Source organism: Sphingomonas sp. MM-1, assembly GCF_000347675.2.
Classification (GTDB): Bacteria; Pseudomonadota; Alphaproteobacteria; order Sphingomonadales; family Sphingomonadaceae; genus Sphingomonas_E; species Sphingomonas_E fennica.
Window position 1 is genome coordinate 2,802,998 of sequence record NC_020561.1, and the last position, 24,680, is coordinate 2,827,677.

Annotated in this window: 20 protein-coding genes; 9 read left to right on the forward strand and 11 right to left on the reverse strand. The window is 67.2% G+C overall.

Going from position 1 to position 24,680, the window contains the following annotated elements; translation table 11 throughout:
* Positions 1–24: 24 nt before the first annotated feature.
* Positions 25–1,017 (reverse strand): FAD:protein FMN transferase, encoded by a 993-nt coding sequence (locus tag G432_RS13390; protein WP_015459352.1) that lies wholly within the window; start codon positions 1,015–1,017, stop codon positions 25–27.
* Between the two features lie 144 nt (positions 1,018–1,161).
* Here G432_RS13390 and fliD point away from each other — a divergent pair, with 144 nt between their 5' ends.
* From fliD to G432_RS13410, 4 genes are all read left to right on the forward strand, one after another.
* Positions 1,162–2,760 (forward strand): flagellar filament capping protein FliD, encoded by a 1,599-nt coding sequence (fliD, locus tag G432_RS13395; RefSeq protein ID WP_041864921.1) that lies wholly within the window; start codon positions 1,162–1,164, stop codon positions 2,758–2,760.
* Positions 2,761–2,835: 75 nt separating this feature from the next.
* A complete protein-coding gene (locus G432_RS13400; RefSeq protein ID WP_015459354.1) occupies positions 2,836–3,234 on the forward strand; it encodes a flagellar export chaperone FliS in 399 nt (132 codons plus the stop codon).
* 108 nt (positions 3,235–3,342) lie between these two features.
* Complete coding sequence (locus G432_RS13405) at positions 3,343–4,218, forward strand: LLM class flavin-dependent oxidoreductase (protein ID WP_015459355.1); 876 nt, start codon at positions 3,343–3,345, stop codon at positions 4,216–4,218.
* 78 nt (positions 4,219–4,296) lie between these two features.
* Complete coding sequence (locus G432_RS13410) at positions 4,297–5,601, forward strand: dicarboxylate/amino acid:cation symporter (RefSeq protein WP_015459356.1); 1,305 nt, start codon at positions 4,297–4,299, stop codon at positions 5,599–5,601.
* Here G432_RS13410 and G432_RS13415 read toward each other — a convergent pair.
* From G432_RS13415 to G432_RS13425, 3 genes are all read right to left on the reverse strand, one after another.
* A complete protein-coding gene (locus tag G432_RS13415; RefSeq protein ID WP_015459357.1) occupies positions 5,598–6,455 on the reverse strand; it encodes an HpcH/HpaI aldolase/citrate lyase family protein in 858 nt (285 codons plus the stop codon). The genes G432_RS13410 and G432_RS13415 overlap by 4 nt on opposite strands.
* Before the next feature lie 88 nt (positions 6,456–6,543).
* Positions 6,544–7,719 carry a hypothetical protein gene (locus tag G432_RS13420; protein ID WP_144062056.1) on the reverse strand — a complete coding sequence of 392 codons (1,176 nt, stop codon included), beginning with the start codon at positions 7,717–7,719 and terminating at the stop codon, positions 6,544–6,546.
* Positions 7,720–8,816, reverse strand: a protein-coding gene (locus tag G432_RS13425; protein ID WP_443024284.1) for an IS3 family transposase whose coding sequence is annotated in 2 segments (ribosomal slippage) — positions 7,720–8,652 and positions 8,655–8,816 — 1,095 coding nt in all. Because the reading frame shifts where the segments join, the coding sequence is not laid out codon by codon here.
* 533 nt (positions 8,817–9,349) lie between these two features.
* On the opposite strand from G432_RS13425, the gene G432_RS13430 reads away from it, so the two are divergent.
* Positions 9,350–9,703 (forward strand): GFA family protein, encoded by a 354-nt coding sequence (locus G432_RS13430; RefSeq protein WP_015459360.1) that lies wholly within the window; start codon positions 9,350–9,352, stop codon positions 9,701–9,703.
* A gap of 166 nt (positions 9,704–9,869) precedes the next feature.
* Here G432_RS13430 and G432_RS22620 read toward each other — a convergent pair whose 3' ends face one another.
* Both G432_RS22620 and uvrA read right to left on the reverse strand, forming a co-directional pair.
* On the reverse strand, positions 9,870–10,946 hold the full coding sequence (locus G432_RS22620) for a type I restriction endonuclease (RefSeq protein WP_015459361.1): 1,077 nt from the start codon (positions 10,944–10,946) through the stop codon (positions 9,870–9,872).
* 385 nt (positions 10,947–11,331) lie between these two features.
* Positions 11,332–14,253, reverse strand: a complete 2,922-nt coding sequence (gene uvrA, locus G432_RS13435; RefSeq protein ID WP_015459362.1) for an excinuclease ABC subunit UvrA — start codon at positions 14,251–14,253, stop codon at positions 11,332–11,334.
* Positions 14,254–14,587: 334 nt separating this feature from the next.
* Between uvrA and G432_RS24115 the strand changes: the two genes are divergently transcribed.
* The 4 genes from G432_RS24115 (at position 14,588) to G432_RS13455 (ending at position 19,162) form a co-directional block, all read left to right on the forward strand.
* Positions 14,588–15,466 (forward strand): PEPxxWA-CTERM sorting domain-containing protein, encoded by an 879-nt coding sequence (locus G432_RS24115; RefSeq protein WP_015459363.1) that lies wholly within the window; start codon positions 14,588–14,590, stop codon positions 15,464–15,466.
* A 67-nt stretch (positions 15,467–15,533) separates the two neighbouring features.
* Positions 15,534–16,457 (forward strand): serine O-acetyltransferase EpsC, encoded by a 924-nt coding sequence (gene epsC / locus G432_RS13445; protein ID WP_051128840.1) that lies wholly within the window; start codon positions 15,534–15,536, stop codon positions 16,455–16,457.
* A gap of 10 nt (positions 16,458–16,467) precedes the next feature.
* Entirely contained in the window at positions 16,468–17,802 is a 1,335-nt protein-coding gene (locus tag G432_RS13450) for a dicarboxylate/amino acid:cation symporter (protein WP_015459365.1), read from the forward strand.
* A 106-nt stretch (positions 17,803–17,908) separates the two neighbouring features.
* Positions 17,909–19,162, forward strand: coding sequence for a threonine synthase (locus G432_RS13455; protein WP_015459366.1), 1,254 nt, complete (start codon positions 17,909–17,911; stop codon positions 19,160–19,162).
* A gap of 24 nt (positions 19,163–19,186) precedes the next feature.
* Here G432_RS13455 and G432_RS13460 read toward each other — a convergent pair whose 3' ends face one another.
* The 5 genes from G432_RS13460 to G432_RS13480 all read right to left on the reverse strand — a co-directional run bounded on the left by G432_RS13460 (position 19,187) and on the right by G432_RS13480 (position 24,667).
* Positions 19,187–19,510, reverse strand: coding sequence for a DUF3325 domain-containing protein (locus G432_RS13460; RefSeq protein WP_015459367.1), 324 nt, complete (start codon positions 19,508–19,510; stop codon positions 19,187–19,189).
* Positions 19,511–19,523: 13 nt separating this feature from the next.
* The gene (locus tag G432_RS13465) at positions 19,524–21,035 is read right to left on the reverse strand and encodes a PepSY-associated TM helix domain-containing protein (protein ID WP_015459368.1); all 1,512 of its coding nucleotides are present in this window, start codon (positions 21,033–21,035) and stop codon (positions 19,524–19,526) included.
* A 13-nt stretch (positions 21,036–21,048) separates the two neighbouring features.
* Positions 21,049–21,339: a hypothetical protein gene (locus tag G432_RS13470; protein WP_015459369.1), complete on the reverse strand. Its 291-nt coding sequence runs from the start codon at positions 21,337–21,339 to the stop codon at positions 21,049–21,051.
* Between the two features lie 7 nt (positions 21,340–21,346).
* The gene (locus G432_RS13475; RefSeq protein WP_015459370.1) at positions 21,347–23,596 is read right to left on the reverse strand and encodes a TonB-dependent siderophore receptor; all 2,250 of its coding nucleotides are present in this window, start codon (positions 23,594–23,596) and stop codon (positions 21,347–21,349) included.
* Positions 23,597–23,758: 162 nt separating this feature from the next.
* On the reverse strand, positions 23,759–24,667 hold the full coding sequence (locus G432_RS13480; protein ID WP_015459371.1) for a LysR family transcriptional regulator: 909 nt from the start codon (positions 24,665–24,667) through the stop codon (positions 23,759–23,761).
* Positions 24,668–24,680: the final 13 nt, after the last annotated feature.

A 24,680-nucleotide genomic window follows, 5' to 3' on the forward strand; every position in this document is an offset into this window, starting at 1 on the left:
CGCCCGGCAAGTCCGGGCGGGCCATCAGTCCAGCATTTCGGCGAGGGCAGGGGAGAAGGCTTCCCGGCCCTCGTTGCTTATGAAGCGTGCTGCCAGCCGCTTTTGCGTGGCCAGCGCCATGCCGGCTTCGATCCCCAGCACGGTGAGTGCCGTGGCCCAGGCGTCGGCGTCCATGCAACGGGTGTGGACTACCGATACGGCCGCGACGCCGTTTTCCACCGGCCGGCCGGTGCGGGGATCGAGGCTGTGGGCGTAGCGCCGGCCACCATGATCGAAGAAGCGGCGATAATCGCCGCTCGTCGCCACGGCGAGGCCGTGGAGCGCGATCCGCGCTGGCGGCACGGGGGCTTCCGGCGGCGTCTCCAGATCGACCCACCAGGGCTGGCCGTCGGGCATCACGCCTTCGCCGACCAGCTCGCCGCCCACTTCGACCAGGAAGTGGCGATAGCCGGCCTGGCGCAGGGCATCGGCGAGCATGTCGACGGCATAGCCCTTGGCGATGCCCGAAAAATCGAGCGCGAGGTCGCCCGGCTGGCATGCCCGCCGGCCATGGATGTCGATCGCCATCCGCCGATATCCCGATGCCGCCAGAGCCGCGGCGACGTCGCCATCCGAAGGCGGGGCGAGGCTGGCGGGGGCGGGGCCGAAGCCCCAGAGATCGACCAGCCGGCCCATCGTCGGATCGAAGGCGCCGTCGCTTTCGGCTGCGATGTCGATCGCGCGGCGGAGCACGGTGAAGAAATCGGCCGGCAGGGCCTGCCATGCGCCGGCGGGAAGCCGGTTGAAGCGGCAGAGGTCGCTCGTCGGCTCCCAATGGCTCATTTCCGCGACGATCCGGTCGAGCAGGGCTTGCAGGGCCGGTCCGGCATCCGGCAGCGCAGCCCGCGCCGCGATCCGCGCCGACCAGCTCGTCCCCATCGTCCGGCCGCCCAGGGCGATCACCCGGCCGTCGGCGATCCGGGTGGCGATCGCGGATGGAGAAAGCAGGTGGGGGATCAGGATGTGCGGATCGGCCATCCGCTCTCGTTAGGCCGGTTCCATTCTCCTGCAAGCGGGAACGGGCACCGGAAAGGCCGTTCCGGTCGCGGGTAAATTTCCCGATGCCCCTAAAGCTCGGGTCCATCCGGTCGTTCTTGCGAATGGATCAGCGGGGAATGGCCAGTGACGTCGATTGCTTCAACCTTGGGCGTGGGATCGGGGATCGATACGGCGACGCTCGTCGAGCAGCTCGCGGCGGCATCGAAGAAACCCAAGGAGGATCTGATCGCCAAGCGGGAGGAGGCGAACAGCGCCAAGATTTCCGCGCTCGGCAACATCTCCTCGGCGATCGACTCCTTCGCCTCCGCTCTCTCCTCGCTGATTTCCGGCGGCTCGCTTTTCACCCAGGCGACGTCGTCCGACACCGGCGTCGTCGCCAGCGCACTGGCGGGTTCCCGGATCGGCAATCTTTCCGTGCAGATGGAGGTCCGCCAGCTTGCCGCCGCGCAGTCCATCGCCTCGGGCAGCTATGCCGGCGCGACCTCGCCGATCGGGCAGGGGCAGATGACGCTCACCACCGCGAAGGGCAGCTTCGCCATTACTGTCGATGCCGCCAACGATTCGCTGGCGGGGCTCGCCCGCGCCATCAACGCGGCCGGCGCGGGCGTGACGGCCAGCGTGATCCAGGACACGACCGGATCCCGCCTCGTCATCAAGGGGGCGACCGGCGCCGCGCAGGCCTTCAGCCTTTCGGTCGATCCGAGCGCGGATGCCGGCCTGCAGGCCTTCGCCTTCGATCCGGCCAGCTATGATGCCGGCAACCCATCCGGCATGAGCCTCGCCCAGGCGGCCCAGGATGCGATCGTGCGGGTGGATGGCGTGGAGGTCACGCGCACGTCGAACAGCTTTTCCGATCTGGTGCCCGGCGTGAAGATCGATCTCAGGAAGGCGGCCGCCGGCACCGTCATCACCATCGGCTCGTCGCGGCCGACCGCTGCGATCTCGCAGGCGGTGAGCGATTTCGTCGCGGCCTATAACGAGCTTAAGTCGATGCTGGACGCGGCGACGGCGGCGGGCGCCGGCGCGCTGCGCGGCGATGTCGGCCTGCGGGAAATGCAGCGCCAGCTCGCCAAGCTGCCCACGACCGTGCTGTCGAGCGCGGGCGGCCCGGCGACGCTCGCCGAAATCGGCGTCCGCACCCAGCGGGACGGGACCCTGGCCGTCGACGGCGCGCGCCTGTCCTCGATCCTCGCGTCCGATCCCGATGGCGTCGAGGCCTTGTTCAACCCCGGCCAGACGGCGTCCAGCCCCCTGATCCGGATCGTCAGCCCCTATGGAGCGGTGAAGCCCGGCACCTATACGGTGAGCGATCTCGTGGCCGGAGATCCGGCTTCGGGCAAGATCGAAGGATTCCTGGGCGTCGTATCGGGCAGCCAGTTGGGTTCCTCGATCGCGGCCAAGTCCAAGGGGCTCGTGATCGAACCGCTCGGCAACCTTGCCGAAGGCACGATCACGGTCGATCTCGGCCTGGGCGGCGCCTTGCAGGCGATCCGCGATGCGCTGCGCGCGTCCGGCGGGCCGCTGGCGACCACGCAGGCCCGGCTGGCGACCGAGAGCAAGACGATCGCCAAGGATCGGGAGAAGATGGAGACGCGCGAGAGCGCCTATCACGACCAGCTCGTCCGCCAGTTCACCGCGATGGACAGCCGTGTCGCGGCGTTCAAGGCGACGCAGAGCTACCTCGACCAGCAGATCAAGATGTGGACCAGCGGCAACAACTGATCCGCCGCCGGTTCCATGGTTCAATTCGTTTCGGAACATCGCGCGGCCCCGCCCGCCGCGACAGGAGAGTGATGCATGTTCGGTTCCGCCGCCCGCGCCCGCTATGCCCCCGCCGGTGCCCGCTATCAGAGCGTCGATATCGCGACGCGGATCGAGGGCGCGGGGCCGCATCGGTTGGTTTCGATCCTGTATGAGGAACTGTTGACCCGGATGGCCCTGCTCAAATCGGGGCTGGTCAACGGGGATCATGCGCGCCGATCCGATGCGCAGGCGCGGTCGCTGGCGATCCTCGCCGCGCTGGAGAACGGGCTGGACCATGACAAGGGCGGCGATGTCGCACCGCTGCTGGCTTCCGTCTATGCCGAGGCCAGCCGGCTCATCCTGCGGGCGGTGAACGACAATGACGCCGCCCCGCTCGATACCGCGCGCTCGATCATCGCCGACATCGCCGAGGCGTGGGACCGGATTCGCTGATCGATCCGCGTCCCTTCCGCCCAAGCTGGCGCCTTGGCGATTCTGGTCGTTTGGGGCGGCATCGGCTACTCCGCCTGCCATAGGACAGGATAGAGAGGGCCGGCCGCCATGCGTTTCCACCACGCCGAATCGATGACGCCGTTCGAAAATCTGGTGCCGCTGGCCCAGGATGCCGAAGCGCACGGCTATGCCGGCTACATGATCCCGGACAGCCTGATCTACCCGCAGGAAACCGACAGCAAATATACCTACACGGCGGACGGCGGGCGCGAGTTCCTGGAGAACAAGCCCTTCGTCGAAAGCTTCATCCTGGCGACGGCGCTGGGGGCATCGACCACGAAGCTGGAACTCACCACCAATGTCGTGAAGCTGCCGGTGCGGCCGCCGGTATATTCGGCGAAGCTCGCCGCATCCGTCGCGGCGATCACCGGCAACCGCTTCAACTTCGGCGTCGGCCTTTCCGTCTGGGAGGAGGATTATGCCGTGATGGGCGTGGATTTCGCCAAGCGCGGCAAGCGGTTCGACGAGTGCATCGAGATCGTCCGCGGCCTCACCAACGGGGGCTATTTCGGCTTCCAGGGCGAATTCTACGATTTCGCGCCGGTGAAGCTCAATCCCGTGCCGACCAGGCCGCTGCCGATCCTGATCGGCGGCCATTCCGACGCGGCGCTGAAGCGGGCGGCCAGGCATGACGGCTGGCTGTGCGCCGGCGGCAGCTATGAACAGACCCTGCCGCTGCTGGACAAGCTGGCCGCCTATCGGGCCGAGCTGGGCACGGCGGGGCGGCCCTACCGCATCTTCACCACGGCGATGGGCGGGATGCTGGGCCTGGACGACGTCCGCAAGCTCGAGGATGCGGGCGTCACCGACATCGCCGTCGCCTTCCGCAACCTTTATGCCGTGGAGGAGGACCGCCAGCCGCTCGACGAGAAGAAGGCTGATCTGCGCCGCTTCGCCGACGAGGTGATCGCCAAGGCGGGCTGAGCGGGCGCGGCCTCTCCCCCTCGACTTCCCATCCTTCCGGCGGCAGAGAAGGGCCGTTGAGGGGAGAGGGCCGCACCCATGATCGTCGTCGAAAGCCAGCCGGAGGAAGCGGTGCCGCGCCGGCGGAGACTGGCCGGCCAGCTTTATTTCCAGGTGCTGGCGGCGATCCTCGCGGGCAGCGTCATCGGCCATTTCTGGCCGGAGGTCGGCGCGTCGCTGAAGCCGCTGGGCGATGCCTTCATCAAGCTGGTGAAGATGGTGATCGCGCCGGTCATCTTCCTGACCATCGTCACCGGCATCGCGGGGATGAAGGAGCTGGGCGTGGTGGGCCGCGTCGCGCTCAAGGCCTTCATCTACTTCCTCACTTTCTCCACCTTCGCGCTGATCGTGGGGCTGATCGTCGCCAATGTCGTCCAGCCCGGCGAGGGGATGAACATCGACCCGGCGACGCTCGACAGCGGGACGGTGGCCACCTACACGCGGGCCGCGCACGACCAGTCGCTCGTCGCCTTCCTGATGCACATCATCCCGGACACCTTCCTCGGCGCGCTGAGCGGGGGCGAGATATTGCAGGTGCTGTTCGTCGCCATCCTGTTCGGCGTGTCGCTGACCATGCTGGGCGGCCGCGCCCAGCCGGTGGTGGACCTGCTGGAGACGGTGGCGCAGGCGGTGTTCAAGCTGGTCGGCATATTGATGCGGGCGGCGCCGATCGGCGCGTTCGGGGCGATGGCCTTCACCATCGGCAAATACGGGCTGGCGAGCCTGGCCAACCTGATCGCATTGGTGGCGACATTCTACCTCACCTCCGCCTTGTTCGTGCTGGTCGTGCTGGGGCTGGTGGCCCGATATAACGGCTTTTCCATCCTCCGGCTGATCGCCTATCTGCGGGCCGAGCTGCTGCTGGTGCTGGGCACCTCCTCCTCCGAAGCGGCGCTGCCGGCGCTGATCCAGAAGATGGAGATCGCCGGCTGCCCCAAGGCGGTGGTCGGCCTGGTGGTGCCGACCGGATATTCGTTCAACCTGGACGGCACCAACATCTACATGACGCTGGCCGCCCTGTTCATCGCCCAGGCCACCGGCATCCACCTTTCGCTGGGGGACCAGCTGCTGCTGCTGGCGGTGGCGATGCTTTCGTCCAAGGGCGCGGCCGGGGTGACGGGCGCGGGCTTCATCACGCTGGCGGCCACCCTTTCCGTGCTGCCGGCGGTGCCGGTGGCGGGGATGGCGCTGATCCTGGGGGTGGACCGGTTCATGAGCGAATGCCGCAGCCTGACCAACTTCATCGGCAATGCGGTGGCCACCATCGTCGTTTCCCGCTGGGAGGGCGGGCTGGACAAGCCGGCGCTGGACGCCGCCCTGCGCGGCGACCCCCGCGAGGATTAACCCGCCGCCGCCCATTCGGCCACGGCGAGATCGCGTTCGGCCTGGGCGAGGTGGAGCCGTTCCACCATCCGCCCTTCCACCCGGATCGCGCCTTTCGCGGCATTGGCCGGATCGGCGAAGGCGGCGACGATGGCGCGCGCCCAGGCCACGGCATCGGCATCGGGGGTGAAGGCGGCGTTGCACGCGGCGATCTGGCGCGGGTGGATCAGGGTCTTGCCGTCGAAGCCGAATTCCACCGCCTGCGCGCATTGTTCGGCAAAGCCGGCATCGTCGTCGATCGCGTTGAACACGCCATCCAGCACGACCAGCCCGTGCGCCCGCGCGGCGGCGACGGCCATGCCCAGCATCCCCTGGAAGGGCGCGCGTAGCGTGCCGGGCCGCGCCCCCATTTCCTTGGCGAGATCGTTGGTGCCGAGCACGAAGCCGCCGCCGGGACCGGCATCGGCCAGGGCGACGGCAATCTCCTCCAGCCGGAAGATCGAGCGCGCGGTTTCGATCATCACCCAGAGCGGGGCAGCGCCGGCGAGCGCGGCGGCATGGCGGGCGACGGCCGCGCCATCATCCACCTTGGGGACGAGCACGGCATCGGGGCGGGCGGCGGCGAGCGCCGCGAGATCATCGAACCCCCAGGGCGTATCGATGCCGTTGGCGCGGACCACCAGTTCCCGCCGGCCGAAGCCGCCGGCCGCAACCGCCGCCACGGCGGCGGCGCGCGCATCCGCCTTCACATCGGGCGCCACCGCATCCTCGAGATCGAGGATCACGACATCGCAATCGAGCGCGCGCGCCTTTTCCACCGCCCGGGGGTTGGACGCCGGCATGTAGAGCGCGCTGCGGCGGGGACGGACGGCCATGGATCCTCCTGATCGGTGCGGTTGTGCTTGCCCGTGGGCTGTAGGGCGAATCGGGGTGGCTTGGAACCGCCGGCGGCGACGGCGCGGTTCAGAGCGCGCGGACGGCGGCGGGCGGGCGATCGCGCGGCGGGGCCTGTGCGCCGGGCGGTGGCTGGTCGGGCAGTGGCTTGCCGGATGGGGCCGGGCCGGGGTCCGTGGGGCCGGAAGCGACGGGACCGGTGCCTGTGGGGCCGGCCGGAGCAAGCGGGGCCGCGGCCGGGCGCGCCGCTGGCGGCCCGGCGTTGAAATCGGGGAACATGGCGCGGTTATTCTCCAGCCCCAACGGGTCCGGCCCCTTGCCCCGGCGCCACGCCTCGTCCGCGTCATAGAGGCCGAGCAGGCGATTGAGCCGGTTCACCGCCGCATCATGCTGCGCGCATTGCCGGCGGAAATGCGCATCCTCCGCATCGCCTTCGGGGTCGTCGGGTTCCTCCTCCTCCTCCTCCTCCTCCTCCTCCTCCTCCTCGGGCTGGCCGGAGGGCACGAAGCCGAACCAGCGATCGCGATCGGGCGCGTCGGCGGCGATGCGGCCATCGACGAAATATCGGTGGCGGGCCTCCACCACGGCGCGTTCGGCGCGGGAGAGGGCGCGGCAATAATCCGGGTCGCCATATTCGCCGTCCTCCGGCCCGCGAAAGCCGGGCGGGGGCGGGAAGCGGGTGAACCAGCTTTCCTCCTCCGCATCCCACCAGACGGGTTCGTCCTCCGTCGCCAGGCCGGCGTCCGCGCCATCGCGAAGTTGAGGAAGTTGAGGATTGCCATCGGTGCCCTCCGGGCCGGCATCGGGCGCCGCGACGCGGATCAGGCCGGCGGCCTCGGCCCGCGCCCACTGGTCCGCCGTCCAGCCCGCCCGGCCGTCCATGTCGAGATCGGAGATATCGACATCGCCCGCCAGCGCGCCGCCGCCCCGCAGCCAGCGATCGGCGCGGGCCAGCGCCACCACGGGGGCGAGATCATGGCCGGCGCCGCCTTCCTCCCCGCCATCGGCGACGCGCAGGCCCAGGAACAGGCCGGCGCGGGCAGGCGAGCAATCGCGGCCGACCAGATCGAGGAACGCCTCCCATTCCTGCGCGATCAGCCGCGCGGCTTGGTGCGTGCCCTCTGCCACGCGGGCATCGGCCAGCCGATCCATGCGGGTGAGCATCGCGGTGGCGAGGCGATTGTCGAACCGATGCCGCTCGATCACGTCGCCATTGGCCTGACGTGCTCCCCTTTTCTCCTCCACTCATAAGTAGAGTCCGGGGTTGCCAGGGTGCCCTGGCGGGTTGGGTTGTGCAACCCGCCCGGCAGCATTGGCGGGCGTCAGCCCGCCTATCCCGCTATGCGGCCGCACGTAGTTGTAGTCGTCGCGCCATGCCCGCAGCACCGACCGCGCATGGCTGAGGGACGCGAACAGCGTCTCGTTCAGGCATTCGTCGCGCAAGCGACCATTAAAGCTCTCGACGTAGCCGTTCTGCTGCGGCTTGCCCGGCGCGATATAGTGCCACTCGATCCCCCGGTCCTGCGCCCAACGCAGGATCGCGAGGCTGGTCAGTTCCGTGCCGTTGTCGCTCACGATCATCAGCGGCTTGCCGCGAACCGCGATGATCGCATCGAGCTCGCGCGCCACACGAGCACCCGACAGCGACGTATCGACCACCAGCGCGAGGTTCTCCCGCGTGAAGTCGTCCACCACCGCAAGGATACGGATACGCCGGCTGCACACCAGCGTGTCGCTCACGAAGTCCAGGCTCCAACGCTGGTTCGGACCTTGCGGTAACGTCATCGGTGCTCGCGTGCCCATCGCTCGCTTGCGGCCCCGCCGGCGCCGCACACGCAAGTTCTCCTCGCGATATAGCCGCAGCAGCTTCTTGTGGTTCATCACGATGCCCTCGCGGGCCAGCATGGTCCCCAGCCGCCGGTAGCCGAACCGGCGACGTTCAAGCGCGATCTCGCGAAGACGCGACCGCAGGTCGCCATCATCACCACGCCGATGCGCATAGCGCATCGACGATCGATCCACGCCAAGGATGGCACAGGCCCGACGCTCGCTGATGCCGAAGGCCTGCCGAACATCCTCGACAGCCCTTCGACGAGCGGCAGGCCCGAGGCGCTGCACGGCACCTACCGGCTGCGCAAGGCGCTGGGTGAGGGGCTTTGGGCGGAGATGCTTCCCGGGCAGCTTGATGGCGACACGTCCATGCCGCCATACGTCGCCTTCCACTTGTAGAATGTCGCACTGCTCACGCCGTGCTTGCGGCACACATCCCCCGTCTTCGAACCGGCCTCCTGCTCCCGCAAGATCCCGATAATCTGCTCCTCGGTGAACCTGCTGCGCTTCATCGTCGTCCTCCTTCATGAAGGACTCTAGCTCAGACTGGCGGAGTTTCAGGGGACGCGTGACGGTTTCGACCTGCCCGTCGATCGCGCGGGAGAGGAGGATATCGGCCAGCTTCTCCCGCGCCTGCAACGCCGCCGCCTGCCAGCCGAGCGCAAAGGCCGCCCCGTTCGCGCGGCGGCGGAAGGCGTAGGCCGGCACGTCAGCCGAGGCGACGGAAAGCCCGACGATCCGGCACGCGGCCTCCACCGTATGGCCTTCGGCCACCGCCTCGAGAAAGGCGCGCTGGCGTTCGGGCGTCCAGCCGTCGCGGCGGGGAAGGGCGGTTGCGGGGGCGGCCGGGGAGGCGGCCGGCGCGGAGGGGATGGCGAGGTCGGTCATGCCGACAAGATAACCTATATGGTTATATGTAGGACAGGGCATCCCCTCCAGCCGTCATCCCGGCACAGGCTGGGATCGCCTGCTTTTGGCGAAACATCGAGGAAAGCGATCCCAGCCTGCGCTGGGATGACAAGGAAAATTGGGTCAGACTGCGATCATGCCCGAAGCCGCCCCCACGCCCATCACCGGAAGCTGCCACTGCGGCGCGGTGACGCTCACCGTGCCCCACGCCCCTGAATGGGTGAATAGCTGCAACTGCTCGCTGTGCCGCAGGACGGGCGCGCTGATGGCCTATTATCCCGATGGCGCGGTGAAGGTGACGGGCGAGACCCGCGCCTATGTGTGGGGCGACCGGACGATCGGCATCCACCACTGCCCGGTCTGCGGCTGCCTGACCCATTGGCGCACGCTGGGCGAGGATTTCGGCAAGATGGGGATGAACGCGCGGCTGCTGGACGGGTTCGATCCAGACGCGGTCGAGGTGCGGAAGGTCGACGGGGCGAGTTGGTGAGCGCTGACGCGGGAGGGCGGCTCCTGTCCGGCCCGCGACCGGGAAGGAGGACTGGCGCTCGGCGTCCAGTCGCGAGGCGGTGGTGGCGAGGGGATGTGGAGGCATGGTTCGGCATGCCCCCAACTTCATACATGTAAGACAGCCACCATGCTTCCCTGCCGGATAGCTAAGCCGCTATCTTCTTTTCCAATTCCTCAATCCGAGAGGCGATATACTCTTCGAGCTTATAAATATCGGTCAGCGCACTGATTAGATGGCGGGTCTCATCTTTTCCTGAGAATGTTCCGACATATCTCGTTGTGGGGCTGTTGAAGTGAAGCCTAGCCAGGGATTTCCTGTTGTTGTCGTCGAGTAATATGGCGCAATATGACTTCGAGTCTCTTATGACAACTCGACTTGGATCTACGTGTCTGGAAGCTATCGCCTGAATGATGCGGAATCCTGAAATTTCATCGTCTGTTGTTATGATGCCATCGGCTTTCGACATGTCATCAGAGGTATTTTCCTCTATGATATCCGTAGAAGGATTGGCTACATTCAGCGCTGATGTGAGGCGTTCGTTCACGCGGTCGCGGATCAGATCCGATATTGCTGACGAAAGAAGGGATTGAAATTGCTCTCTTATTGCGGCTGACACCCTCCCGCTATGAACGCGAGAGGCGATAAGTCTGACGAATTCCTCAGATGGAGAAGAAAATTCTGTTTCAATTTCCTTCCTTATCTGTGATTGTAATTTTAACCTACTCGCTGCATCAACTATTGCTTCAACATCGAAAGAATGTCTTGTAAATTTCTCCAGGATTGCGGGGTCGCTTCTTTTAAGCGCGTCCATGGAGAATGTATAAAATGGACGGTCGTCCATTTTGTTAGGCTGTTCCGTGTCAGAGTAGAATTGATATGTAACGCCATTCGTTAAAATGGCCACACGCGCATCCGTTACCGAGAAATATCTAAAGAGTTGAGATGCATGTTTTGTATCCAAGTCGGAAGTTGACGGCTTGCACTCTATGAGGATTGATAGTTTGCCATCGACGCATATGGCGTAATCAACCTTCTCGCCCTTCTTTATGCCAACGTCAGCCGTAAACTCTGGTATGACTTCGCTTGGATTAAAAACGTCATATCCCAGCGCTTGCAAGAACGGCAAAACGAGAGCTGTTTTAGCAGCTTCTTCCGTAAGCAGTAACTCCCGGTGCTCAATCGTGCGTTTTTCAAGCGCCATGAGCTTAGTTGCGAGCTCCATATCTCTTCCCCCCCCGGATGATCGGCCGGTCTAAACCTAACGCTGGAAATGGGGACGATTCAACTGCTTCGATAATTATTTCTTTGAGAAGGGAGAGGGAGGCTGACCTGAGAGGAACCGATATCATCAAATCCCCATGAGTTGGGTAATCAGTTCCCGGGATGAGCGGGCGGTGTCCCGTAATCGGATGTTATTGCGCTTCAAAATGATGATCTGATTCATCTTGAGGCGCACTCTTTGTTCCGTGCGATCGGTGCTTCCGCCATCGGTGGTGTTGATTGCCCCTCCAATTATCGGTGGAGGGGGCCCCCTCATCCAACTTCGGCCAGGCGGCCGGGCCGCCAAGCCATCATATCCTTCTCCCCCAAGGGAGAAGGTCTTGTGATCACTCCGCCGCGACCTGTTCTCCGGCCGGTTGCAGGCCGAGCAGGGGGGCGAGGTAGCGGCCGGTGTAGCTGCGGGGTTCCTTCGCGACCTGTTCGGGCGTGCCGGCGGCGACGATCTCGCCGCCCTTGTCGCCGCCTTCGGGGCCGAGGTCGATGATCCAGTCGGCGGTCTTGATGACCTCCAGATTATGCTCGATCACGACCACGCTGTTGCCCTGCTCCACCAGCGCGTGGAGCACCTCCAGGAGCTTGCGGACGTCCTCGAAATGCAGGCCCGTGGTGGGTTCGTCGAGAATGTAGAGGGTGTTGCCGGTGGCGCGGCGGCTGAGTTCCTTGGCGAGCTTGACGCGCTGCGCCTCGCCGCCGGACAAGGTGGTCGCCTGCTGGCCGACCTTGACGTAACCGAGGCCGACTTCGGCCAGCATCGCCATCTTGTCGCGGATCGGCGGCACGGCCTTGAAGAATTCCACCGCGTCCTCGACCGTCATGTCCAGCACGTCGGCGATCGACTTGCCCTTGAAGGTGACTTCCAGCGTCTCGCGATTGTAGCGCTTGCCGTGGCACACGTCGCAGGTGACGTAGACGTCGGGCAGGAAGTGCATCTCGATCTTCAGCACGCCATCGCCCTGGCACGCCTCGCAGCGGCCGCCCTTGACGTTGAAGCTGAAGCGGCCGGGCTTGTAGCCGCGCGCCTGCGCCTCCGGCAGGCCGGCGAACCAGTCGCGGATGTTGGTGAAGGCGCCGGTATAGGTGGCGGGGTTGGAACGCGGGGTGCGGCCGATCGGCGACTGATCGATATCGATCACCTTGTCGAGATGCTGCAGCCCCTCGATCTTCTCATGATGGCCGGCGAGCATGCGGGCGCCGTTCAGCACCCGCGCGGCGGTGGCATAGAGCGTGTCGATGGTGAAGGTGGACTTGCCCGATCCCGAGACGCCGGTGATGCAGGTGAAGGTGCCGAGCGGGATGGAGGCGGTGACGTCCTTCAGGTTGTTCGCCCGCGCGCCCCTGACCGTCAGCTTCCTGCCATTGCCCTTGCGGCGCTTCTTCGGCACGTCCACCGCGCGGCGGCCGGAGAGATAGTCGCCGGTGAGCGAGCCTTCGGTGGCGAGGATATCGGCGAGCGAGCCCTGCGCCACGATCGCCCCGCCATGGACGCCCGCGCCCGGCCCCATATCGATGACATGATCGGCGGTGCGGATCGCGTCCTCGTCATGCTCGACCACGATCACCGTGTTGCCGAGATCGCGCAGGCGGCGGAGGGTTACGAGCAGGCGATCATTGTCGCGCTGGTGGAGGCCGATCGAGGGTTCATCGAGCACGTAGAGCACGCCCGACAGGCCCGAGCCGATCTGCGACGCCAGGCGGATGCGCTGGCTTTCGCCGCCGGACAAGGTGCCCGACGTGCGATCGAGGTTGAGATAATCGAGGCCGACATTGTCGAGGAAGCCCAGCCGCTCGACGATTTCCTTCAGGATGCGTTCGGCGATCGCATTCTGCTGGGCGTTCAGATGGTTGGGCATATCGCGGAAGAAGGCCAGCGCGGGGCCGACGGCGCGGCGGGTGGACTGGGAGATATCCTCGCCCGCGATCTTCACCGCCAGCGCCTCGGGCTTGAGGCGGGCGCCGTGGCACACCTCGCAAGGGGCCGCGGACTGATATTTGGCCAGCTCCTCGCGCATCCACGCGCTTTCGGTGGCGAGCATGCGGCGGTTGAGATTGCCGATCACGCCTTCGAACGGCTTGGTGACCTGGTAGCTCTTCTTCCCGTCGATGAAGGTGAGGACGATCGGCGTGCGGCCGGTGCCGTTGAGGATCGCCTCGCGCTGCTCGTCGGTGAGCTGGTTCCACGGCGTATCGAGCCTGAAGCCGAAATGGGCGGCGAGGCTGGCCAGCACCTGCATGTAATAAGGCGAGGGCGGGTTGGACTTGGCCCAGGGGACGACCGCGCCCTGCTTGAGCGAGAGATTCTCGTTCGGCACGACCAATTGGGGATCGAAATAGAGCTTCTCGCCCAGGCCGTCGCAGGCGGGGCAGGCGCCCTGGGGGGCGTTGAAGGAGAAGAGACGCGGCTCGATCTCGGCAATGGTGAAGCCGGAGACGGGGCAGGCGAATTTCTCCGAGAAGGTGATGCGGTTGGCCGGCACGCCCGCGCCCTTCATCTGGCCGCCGGCATCCTCCGCCTCGCGCCCCGGCACGACGCCGTCGGCGAGATCGACATAGGCCAGCCCCTCGGCAAGCTTCAGCGCGGTCTCGAAGCTCTGGGCGAGGCGGGTTTCCATGCCTTCGCGCACGACGAGGCGATCGACCACCACCTCGATGTCATGCTTGTATTTCTTGTCGAGCGCGGGGGCGTCCTCGATCTCGTAGAATTCGCCGTCGATGCGGACGCGGGTGAAGCCCTGCTTCTGCCATTCGGCCAGTTCCTTGCGATATTCGCCCTTGCGGCCGCGCACGACGGGCGCGAGCAGGTAGAAGCGCGTGCCTTCCGGCAATTGCAGCACGCGATCGACCATCTGGCTGACCGTCTGCGCGCTGATCGGCAGGCCGGTGGCGGGCGAATAAGGCACGCCGACCCGCGCCCAGAGCAGGCGCATATAATCGTAGATCTCGGTCACGGTCGCGACCGTCGAGCGCGGGTTGCGCGAGGTCGTCTTCTGCTCGATCGAGATGGCGGGGGAGAGGCCCTCGATATGATCGACGTCGGGCTTCTGCATCAGCTCCAGGAACTGGCGCGCATAGGCCGAGAGCGACTCCACGTAGCGGCGCTGGCCTTCGGCATAGATGGTGTCGAAGGCGAGGCTGGACTTGCCCGACCCCGACAGGCCGGTGATGACCGTGAGCGTTTCGCGCGGGATATCGACATCCACGCCCTTGAGATTGTGCTCGCGCGCGCCACGGACGGAAATGTGAGTCAGCATGAGGGCAAATGTTCCATATTTGTTCGCGCGCGGCAAGCCGCTATCGGCCATGTTCGGCCCCGAGATGGTGCGCGGCGGGGCAAGAGGCAAGCCGATGCGGGACGGAAGCGGCCGCGGCGGGGCGCCTTCCCCGAAATGGCGGCGGCCCTTCCCCACGGAGTAAGGCTTAGGAGTGCTGGGCCGGGCGGACGTGGACAGGCATAATGCAATGGGGGCGTTCGACAGGGAGCCTGCCATGCCCGGCCATCGCCAATCATCACCTTGCCTGCGCGCGCGCGGTGGTTCGCGGATAAAAGGGGCGGCTTTCCTTCTGGCGGTAGCGATGGTGGCGGGAATGACGGCGCCGGCGACGCGGGCAAGCACGACCCTGGCGTGGCTGGACGGCACGCTGGAGGGCAATGGGCTGGCGAGCACATCCACCGCCGGCGCCGAAGCCGTGGCGATCGACGCGGCGGGCGAAGGGGGCGTGTTCCTTGCCGGCCGGGCCGCCAGCGAGATCGGGATAAACCGGCTTCAGGTCGCCAATTCCACCGGCCTTCCCTTTGCCGACAGCGGCAGCGTGATTTCGGCATTGTCCTTCTGGGCGGACAATCTTTCGGTGCGGGCGGCCGACGGCGGCCCGGTGACGCTGAGCATCAGCTTTTCCTTCGAGGGAAGCTATGTCGGCCCCTGCTGCGACGTGGCCAATCCTAGCAGCACCTTCGGCAATGCCTATTTCCTGGCCGCGCCAGGGCGCTTCCTCGATATCGGGCAAGGCGAGGAAGACGGGCCGATAAGCTTCACCACCAGCCTGGGCAGCGCGGTGCTGCGGGGGCAGGCCACCGCCGTGCCGGGCGGCCTTTTGAGCGTGGCATCCTTGTGCGACGGTGACGATGGGGAGGATGGCTGCGATCCCTTTTCGGCCAGCGCCACCTACACGCTGGATTTCACGATCGGATCGGATGAAGATTTCTGGCTGGCGGGCTATTTCTTCGTCGGCGACCTAGCCCAGGGCGAGAGCGTGGATGCGTTCCACAGCGCCCGGCTGCTGGGGATCAGCATCGATCCCGGTGCGGTGCTGACTTCGGAAAGCGGACGGATCGTGCGGCGCGCCGATGGCAGTTACGGCCTGCCCGCGGCGATACCGGAGCCGGCAACCTGGGCGATGATGATCCTCGGCTTCGGGCTGGTCGGAATGCGGGTGCGCCGGACAGTTTTTCTATCGTATCAATAGAAATTGTTGTCTTGATCCCGGCCATCGGGAGCGGACAGGGGTGGCGATCCATGAGGAGCCGCCGCCGATGACCCAGACCGCCATCGAACCCTTCGATCCCAGCCGGGAGCTTGGCCCCATCATCGCCGGCCTGCGCGCGCAGCGGCTGCGCTGGCGGGCGGCGCATGAGCGGCATGCCGAGCATGGCGGCCACGGCTTTCCCCAGCGGCAGGCGATCAGCCGCATCCTGGCGCCGCTGAGCGCGCTGCTGTTCCCGCTGCGGCTGGGGCCGCCGGAGCTGAACCCGGCGAACGAGGACGCCTTCATCGAGGCGACGCTGGAGACGACGCTGCTGCAGCTGGCGGCGCAGGTGCGGCTGGAGCTGCGCTATCACCAGCGGGATGCGGCGGACGACGCGATCGAGGCGCGGGTGCAGGCGATCCTGCGCGGCTTCGCCACCGCGCTGCCCGGATTGCGCGCGCTGCTGGACAGCGACGTGCAGGCCGCCTGGCAGGGCGATCCCGCCGCGCGCAGCGTGGACGAGGTGCTGATCTGCTATCCCAGCATCACCGCCGTGATCCATTACCGGCTGGCGCACCGCCTGCACGAGCTGGGCGCACCGCTGGTGGCGCGGATCATCACCGAGATCGCCCATTCGCGCACCGGCATCGACATCCATCCCGGCGCGCGGATCGGCGCGCGCTTCTTCATCGACCACGGCACCGGCGTGGTGATCGGCGAGACGGCGGTGATCGGCGAAGGCGTGCGCCTGTATCAGGGGGTGACGCTGGGCGCGATCGGCCTGTCGATCGACGCGACCGGCGCCGCGCGCGGCGAGCCGCGCCATCCCATCGTGGAGGACGAGGTGGTGATCCACGCCGGCGCCACCATATTGGGCCGCGTGACCATCGGCCGGGGCGCGGTGATCGGCGGCCATGTGTGGCTGACCCGCGACGTGCCGCCCGGCGCCGAGGTGCTGCCCGCCGCGCCCGAGCTTGCTATCGTCGAATAATCGGAATCTGATGAGTTTCATGCCCCAACCCACCCGCGCCCGTTTCCGCCCCAGCTTCGGCACCCAGGTGCTGGCTTCGATGGCGATCGGCGTCCTGCTGGGCCTGATCGCGCGCGCGATCGGATCGCCCGACGGCGTGCCCAATGCGCTGGCGCAGACGCTGGCGACGATCGGCAGCATCTTCGTCCAGCTGCTGAAGGTGCTGGTGCCGCCGCTGATCTTCACCGCGATCGTCGCCAGCATCGCCAATTTCGGCGAGATGAAGAATGCCGCGCGGCTGGCCGGCCAGACCTTGCTGTGGTTCGCGCTGACCGCGCTGATCGCGGTTTCCATCGGCCTGGCGCTGGGGACGATATTGCAGCCCGGCGCGCACGCCCATGCCGAAGGGGTGACGGCCGCCGCCCATGCGGCATCGAGCGCGAGCTGGCTGGATTTCCTGAAAGGACTGGTGCCCGCCAACATATTGGGGCTGACGGTGGCCACCAAGCTGGAGAATGGCGGCGCCAGCACCAGCCTTTCCATCAACACGCTGCAGATCGTGGTGATATCGATCGTGATCGGCATCGCCGCCCTGCGATCCGGCGAGGCGGCGGCGCCCTTCCTGGCCTTCATCCGTTCGCTGCTGGCGATCACCCGGCGGATATTGAGCTGGGTGATCCGGCTGACGCCGATCGGCACCATCGGCCTGCTGGGCACCGCCGTCGCCCAATATGGCTGGACGACGCTGGCCCAGCTCGGCGCCTTCGCCGGGGCGATCTATCTGGGCCTCGCGATCGTGCTGCTGGGCGTCTATCCCGCGCTGCTGGCGCTGAACGGGCTGAGCCCGGCGCACTTCTTCCGCACCGCCTGGCCGGCGATCCAGCTGGGCTTCGTATCGCGATCCTCGATAGGCACCCTGCCGGTGACGGAGGCGGTGACCGAGCGGCTGGGCGTGCCGCGCCCTTACGCCGCCTTCGCCGTGCCGCTGGGCGCCACCACCAAGATGGACGGGTGCGCCGCCATCTATCCGGCGGTGGCCAGCCTGTTCATCGCCCAATTCTACGGCATCGCCCTGGGGCCGTCCGATTATCTGCTGATCGCCTTCGTTTCGGTGATCGGATCGGCGGCGACCGCGGGCATGACCGGCGCGGTGGTGATGCTGACGCTCACCCTTTCCACCCTCGGCCTGCCGCTGGAAGGGATCGGCCTGCTGCTGGCGATCGACCCGATCCTGGACATGGGCCGCACCGCCGTGAACGTGGCCGGGCAGGCGCTGGTGCCGCTGATCGTATCCCGCCGCGAAGGGATGCTGGAGGGCGCGCCGCAGGAGGACGATCCGCTCGCCTCCGTCGAAGGGCCGGCATAGGCCCTTTCGGGAAGCGTGATCGGCGCCCCGCCCGCGCCCACTTTCCAAAACCACCGCAAAGGCCCATTGAGCCCCTTCCATCGCCTTGTTTCCGCCGGAGATTCCCATGACCGCCGATCTGACCGCGAGCCGGATGGTTTCCGCCAACCTGACGGCCGATCGGCCGACCTTCGTGACCCATCTGGAATGTTCGCTGACCGGCGAGCGTTATGAGGCGGACCGGCTGCACGGGCTTTCCGCCGCCGGCCGGCCGCTGCTGGTGCGATACGATCTGGAGGCGGCGGGCAAGGCGGTGACGCGCGAGGGGATCGCGGCGCGGCCGACCGACCTGTGGCGCTGGCGCGAGCTGCTGCCGGTGCGGAACACCGCCGACATCGTCAGCCTGGGCGAGATCGAGACGCCGCTGGTGCCGATCCCCGAGGCCGGCGGCGCCAATGTGATCGTGAAGGACGAGGGGCGGCTGCCCACCGGTTCCTTCAAGGCGCGCGGGCTGGTGATGGCCGTCGCCATGGCCAGGGCGCTGGGCGTGACGCGGATCGCCATGCCCACCAACGGCAATGCCGGCGCCGCGCTGGCCGCCTATGCCACCCGCTGCGGCATCGAGACGATCGTGTTCTGCCCGGAGGACACGCCCGAGATCAACGTGCGCGAGATCGCGATGCAGGGCGCGCGGGTGTGGCGGGTGAACGGCCTGATCGACGATTGCGGCGCGATCGTCGCCGAAGGGGCCAAGCAGGGGCGCTGGTTCGATTTCTCCACCCTGAAGGAGCCCTATCGCATCGAGGGCAAGAAGACGATGGGGCTGGAGCTGGCGGCGCAGCTCGGCTGGCGGCTGCCCAGGGCGATCTTCTACCCCACCGGCGGCGGCACCGGCCTGATCGGCATGTGGAAGGCCTTTGCCGAGCTGGAGGCGCTGGGCTGGATCGGGCCCGAACGGCCGAAGATGTTCGCGGTGCAGGCCGACGGCTGCGCGCCGATCGTGAAGGCGTTCGACGACGGCGTGAACCATGCCGAACGCTGGGAGAACGCCCACACCATCGCCGCCGGCATCCGCGTGCCGCGCGCGGTGGGCGACTTCCTGATCCTGGCCGCGGTGCGCGAGAGCGGCGGCAGGGCGCTGGCGGTGAGCGACGCGGAGATCGCCCGCGCCGTGGACGATGCCGCCCGCAAGGACGGCCTGCTGCTCTGCCCCGAAGGCGGCGCGACCCTGGCCGCCTATCGCCGGGCGCTGGCGGAAGGGCTGATCGGGGCGGAGGACAGGGCGGTGCTGTTCAACTGCGCCACCGGCCTGAAATATCCGATGCCGGCGGCGGACAATGCGCTGGACCGGACCAGGCCGATCGATTTCGATCTGTTGTGAGCGCGCGCGCCCGATGGCGCCAGATCAGACGATCAGCGCCAGCAGGGCCAGCGGGAGGGCGGCAAGCCCCATCGCCGGCAGCCAGCGCGGGCGATAGAGCAGGGCCAGCACGACGATCGCGGCGGCGGCGGCGTTGAGGCCGACCCATTCGACCATGCCCGCCCGCCAGCCCGGCGCGGCGAGGCGGAGCGCGAGCGAGGCGGCGAGGAAGGTCCAGCCGGCGATGCGGAGCGGGGCTTCGTGGCGGACGAGCCGGCCGTCGGGCACGGCCTGCGCGGCATGGCGGCGCATGGCGAGGCTGAGCGCGGCATAGGCCGCGAGCAGCAGCAGGGCGGAGGCCATCGTCATGAAAGCCCCCGCGTCACGCCAGCGCCGGCCGGCGGCGGCGCGGGGCGGCGGGCTGGCGCCGGTGGAGGTGGAGCGCGGTCATCAGCGCGCCGCAGCCGATGGCGAGCGCGACGAGATCGAAGCCGGCGAACAGCCAGTCGCCATGGATCAGGCTGGCGGGAAGCCCGCGCGCGGTGGTGAGCGCGGAGACCAGCGGCAGCAGCAGCCAGCCGAGGCCCATCATCGCCGTCAGCTCCGCCCAGCCGCGCCGGGGCGCGCGGGCGAGGGCGAACAGCATCGCCGCCGCCCAGCAGAGGAAGAAGGCCCGGACCTCGATGCCGGGACGATCGGCGAGGCCCACGGGCGCCAGCCGGTTCGCCCAGAAGAAGGCGGCCATGGCGATCGGCAGGCCGGCGACGGTGCCGACGGTGAGGCGGGCGACGAGATGGTGGCCGAAGCCCCGGCCTTCCGGGCGGCTGACCGTCCACAGCACCAGCCCGCTGGCGATGGTGGCGGACAGCGCCAGCCCGCAGAGGAAATAGAGCCAGCGGCTGACCCAGGGGGCGAAGCGGCCCATGTGGAGGCCGTAGAGCACGTCGAACGTCTTCTTCGCGGGGCGATCCTCCGCATAAGCGGCGAGCAGCCGGCCGGTGACGCCGTCATAAGCGAGCTTGCCGGCCGAATAGCCGAGCTGATCGGCATCGTCGCGCAGCACCTGGATCACGGCCGCCGCATCGCCGGGATTTTCCACCGCGACATTGCCGATCCGCCCGCCATCGAAGCGGCGGCGGGCATCGGCGAGAATCGCCTCGACATCGCCGAGCGGGGCGGGGTGGCCGCTGCGTTCGCGCTCGAAATAGCCGGGCGCGACTTCCGCGAACATCGTCGTCGTATCCTTGCCGTAATTGGCGACGAGGCCCCAGGGCATGGTGAGGGTGACGAGGGTGAGGACGCCGGTGAAGGTGATCATCAGGTGGAAGGGCATGGCGAGCACGCCCAGCACGTTATGCGCATCCAGCCAGGACCGCTTGCCCTTGCCCGTCCGCAGGGTGAAGAAATCGGCGAAGATGCGGCGGTGGGTGATGATGCCCGATATCAGCGCCACCAGCATCAGCATGCCGGCGGCGGACGCGAGGATGCGGCCCCACGGATAGGGAAGCTGCAGCTCGAAATGGAAGCGGTAGAAGAATTCGCCGCCCAGCGTCTCGCGGATGCCGTCCGGCCGGCCGCTATTGGGATCGAGTGCCGCGAAGCGATAATCGTCGCCGTCGGCATAGCTCGCCTCGATGGTGGACTGGCGATCGTCCGGGGCGGTGAGATACCAGGCCGGCGCGTTGGGCGCCGCCTTTTCCAGATAGCGGATGGCGGCGGCGGTGGCCTTCACCTGATCGGGCGCGGCCGTGACCTCCGGCCGCATCCAATCGCCGATTTCGGAGCGGAAGACGGTGGCGGTGCCGGTGAGCACCATGGCGAAGAGCAGCCAGCCGAGCACCAGCCCGGCCCAGCCGTGGAGCCATGCCATGGATTGGCGGAAACCGGTTTTCATGGATGCGCCCGCTTCATGGATGGGGGCCGAGCGCCCAGGCGATCGCGGCGGCGAGCCCCGCGACCGCGACGATGCCGGCCCAGGCGCGCGCGGCGCTGCCGACGGCGAAGGCCCAGATCGCCGCGGCCGGCATCACCAGCAGCGCGACGATGGTGGCGACGGTCGAGGCTTCGGCCCGCGCCATCGGCAGCGCGCGGGCGAACGCCATCGCGACGGCGGCGGCGAGCGCATAGCCGCCGACGGCCGCCGCCACCGTCCGCGATGCGACGCCGAGGCGGTAGCGGAGGGTGAGCGGCGGCTTCATCGCCCGATCAGAACCGGTAGCCGACGCTGAAATTCACCGTCCGCCGCAGGCCGAGGAAGCAATCGCCCCGGCCGAGGCAGGTGGTGTAATATTTCTTGTCGGTGAGGTTGGTGGCGTTGAGCGACAGGCGCCACGCGCCATAATCCAGCCCGATCATCGCATCGGCGGCCAGATAATCGGGCGTGACGAGCGTATAAGGCACGAAATTCACGTCATAGGTGGGCGAATAGCTGTCGCTGACATAGCGCAGGCCCGCGCCGATGCGCAGCTTCGCCTCGTCGGTGACGGCGACATGCTTCATCGCCCAGATCGAGGCGAGATGCTTCGGAATGCTTTCGAGCTGATTGGTCGAAAGGCCGACGCCGGCATCGATCTGATCGCTGAGATTGCTGTCCCTGGCGCGGGTGTAGCTGTAGGAGGCGATGATATCGAGATCGTTCGCGATGCTGCGCGAGGCTTCGACCTCGAAGCCCTTGGTCCTCACCTTGCCGGCCTGGATCTGGTTGTTGGGATTGGACGGATCGTTCACCAGCCGGCCGCTATCCTTCATGTCATAGGCGGTGACGGTGACGAAGGTGGCGGGATCGGGCTGCCACTTCACGCCGATCTCATATTGCCGGCCGCGCGTGGGATCATAAGGCTGGCCGTAGAAATCGGCGCCGGCGATCGGCTGGAACGATTCCGTATAGCTGACATAGGGCACCACGCCGGGCGCGATTTCGTAGAGGAAGGCGATGCGCGTCGTCCACGCATGGTCGACGAAGCGTTCGGCGCCCTCGGTATCGTTGGTCGCGCGATCGTAGCGCAGGCCGACGAGCAGGGTGGCCTTGTCGAACGCCTTGATCTGATCCTGCACGTAGAAGCCGGTCTGTTCCTGCTTGGTATCCGGAACATCGTAGAAGGTCAGCGGCATGACATTGCCATAGACCGGGTTATAGGCGTCGATCGGCGTGGTGCCGGGCGGGATGGGATTGCCATCCTCGTCGAAGCCGTTGTTCGACATGGCGAAGGCATCGCGCTCGCGCGTCTTGTAATGCGCGTAATCGAAGCCGACGAGCAGCTTGTGGGTGAGGGGGCCGGTGGCGAAATCGGCCTGGAGCTGGCTGTCGGTGGTCAGCGTCCTGGAATGGAAGACCTCCCCGAAGGCGTAGCGGTTGAGCACGCGGTTGGGGCCGAGCGCGGCATATTCCGGGAACACGGCGTTCAGATAGGGATCGGCCGGATCGAGATAGGGCGCCGCCGGGCTGCCGCCGTAGATATCGGCATAATGCAGGATCTGGCTGGACTTGAACCATTCGTAGCGGGCGTTCTGCCGGAATTGCAGGGCTTCGCTGAACCTGTGGCTGAACTGCGCCGACACCCATTCGGTGTTGTAATCGACCTTGTCGACCGACGGTTCGCCGAGGTTGCGGCTCCACGGCAGCGGGCCGAGCGGATGATCCTTGCCGAACAGCGTGGAGACATAGGGCAGGAACTGGCCGGTCCAGCCATTATTGTCGTCCTGCACCAGGCCGATCAGGGTAAGCTCCGTATCCGATCCCATCCGCCAGGTGAGCGAGGGGTTGATCGTCCAGCGCTTTTCCCTGGCATGATCGGTCTGGGAATCGGCGTCGCGCCAGACGGCGACGAGCCGGGCGGCGAGCTGATCGCCCAAGAGCGGGCCGGTGACGTCGATGCCGGCTTCCTTGCGATCGAAGGTGCCGTAGGAGACGAAGCCCTCGCCGCCGAAATCGAATTGCGGGCGCTTCGACGTGGTGTTGACGAGGCCGCCGATCGGCGCCTGGCCGTAGAGCATGGAGGAGGGGCCGCGCAGCACCTCCACGCTGGAGAGCGTGAAGATTTCCTGCCGCGAACCCTGGCGATAGCCGAAGGAGCGGCGCATGCCATCCTGATAGACGCCCGGTTCGGTGCCGCGCACGAAGCCATAGTCGCCGCGCGTATCGAGGCCATAGGCTTCGGTGCGGACGCCGGCGGTGTAGCGCAGCGTATCCTGCAGGTTGAGCGCGCCCATTTCGAGGAAGCGTTCGGCCGAAACCACCGTGATCGCCTGCGGCGTATCGATCAGCGGCGTATCCGTCTTGGTGCCGATCGGCGATTGATACTGGGCGCCGGTGACGATGATGTCGGCGGGATCGACGGGCGCGCTGGCGGCGTCCTCCGCGCGGGCCGGCGCCGTGGCGAGGCCGATGACGAGCGCCAGTGCCGTGGCGGAGCCGCCGAACGGAAATGCGCCGGAGCGTCCCTTGGCCGAACCCATGCAACCCCCTTTAATGATATCGATAACGACTCGCAATAGAGGCGCTCATATGGCGGGGAGGGGGAAGCGTCAATGCCGTCCGGCGGGGGCACGGATCGGGCAGGCGCGGGCTCCATGTCCCCGCGCTCCCCGCGCTCGCCGCGCGCCGGATGCGGCGCGGGGCTATCCGCCATTGCCGATCGCGGCCCGCATGCGCGGCACCACGAAATCGAGGAAGGCCCTGATCCGCCCCGGAATGCGCTGGGTGCCGAGGTGCAGCGCGTTGATTTCCTCCACATCGCCGCCGCCGGCATCGTCGAGCACCGTCACCAGCCGGCCGGCCGCGATATCCTCCGCCACATGGAAATGGCCGAGCCGGGCGAGGCCGACCCCGGCGATCGCCATGCGCCGCACGGTTTCGCCATTATTGGCGAGCAGCCCGCCCCGGACCACGCGATCGACGACCCGGCCCGCCTGGCGGAACGGCCAGACCGGGGCCGAGCGGCGGAAGTTGAAGCCCAGGCAATTATGCCCTTCCAGATCCTCCATGCCCCGCGGCGTGCCGTGCCGTGCCAGATAATCGGGGGCCGCGACGATGTGCCGCCGCGTGGCGCCGATGCGCACCGCGACCAGGCTGGACGAGGCGAGCGCGCCGATCCGGAAGGCCACGTCCGTCCGTTCCAGATAAAGATCGACGACGTCGTCGGACAGCGACAGATCGACCTGCACGTCCGGATGGGCCTGCCAGAAGGCGGGCAGCAGGGGTTCGAGGACATGCACGCCCAGCGCCACCGAGGCATTGACGCGAACCGTGCCGCTGATGCGGGGCGACCCTTGCGCCAGCCCCTGTTCCAGATCATCCAGATCGGCGAGCAGCGCGAGGCTGCGTTCATGATAGGTGCGGCCTTCATCGGTGAGGGCCAGCCTGCGCGTCGAGCGTTCGACGAGGCGCACGCCCAGCCGCTGCTCGATACGGCCGACGAGCTTGCTGACGGTGGACGGCGTCATCCGCAATTGCCGGGCGGCCTCGGAAAAACTGCCGGTTTCCGCCACGCGCACGAAGACGAGCATCTCGCCGGCCCGATTGTCCACCCGCCTCGACCTT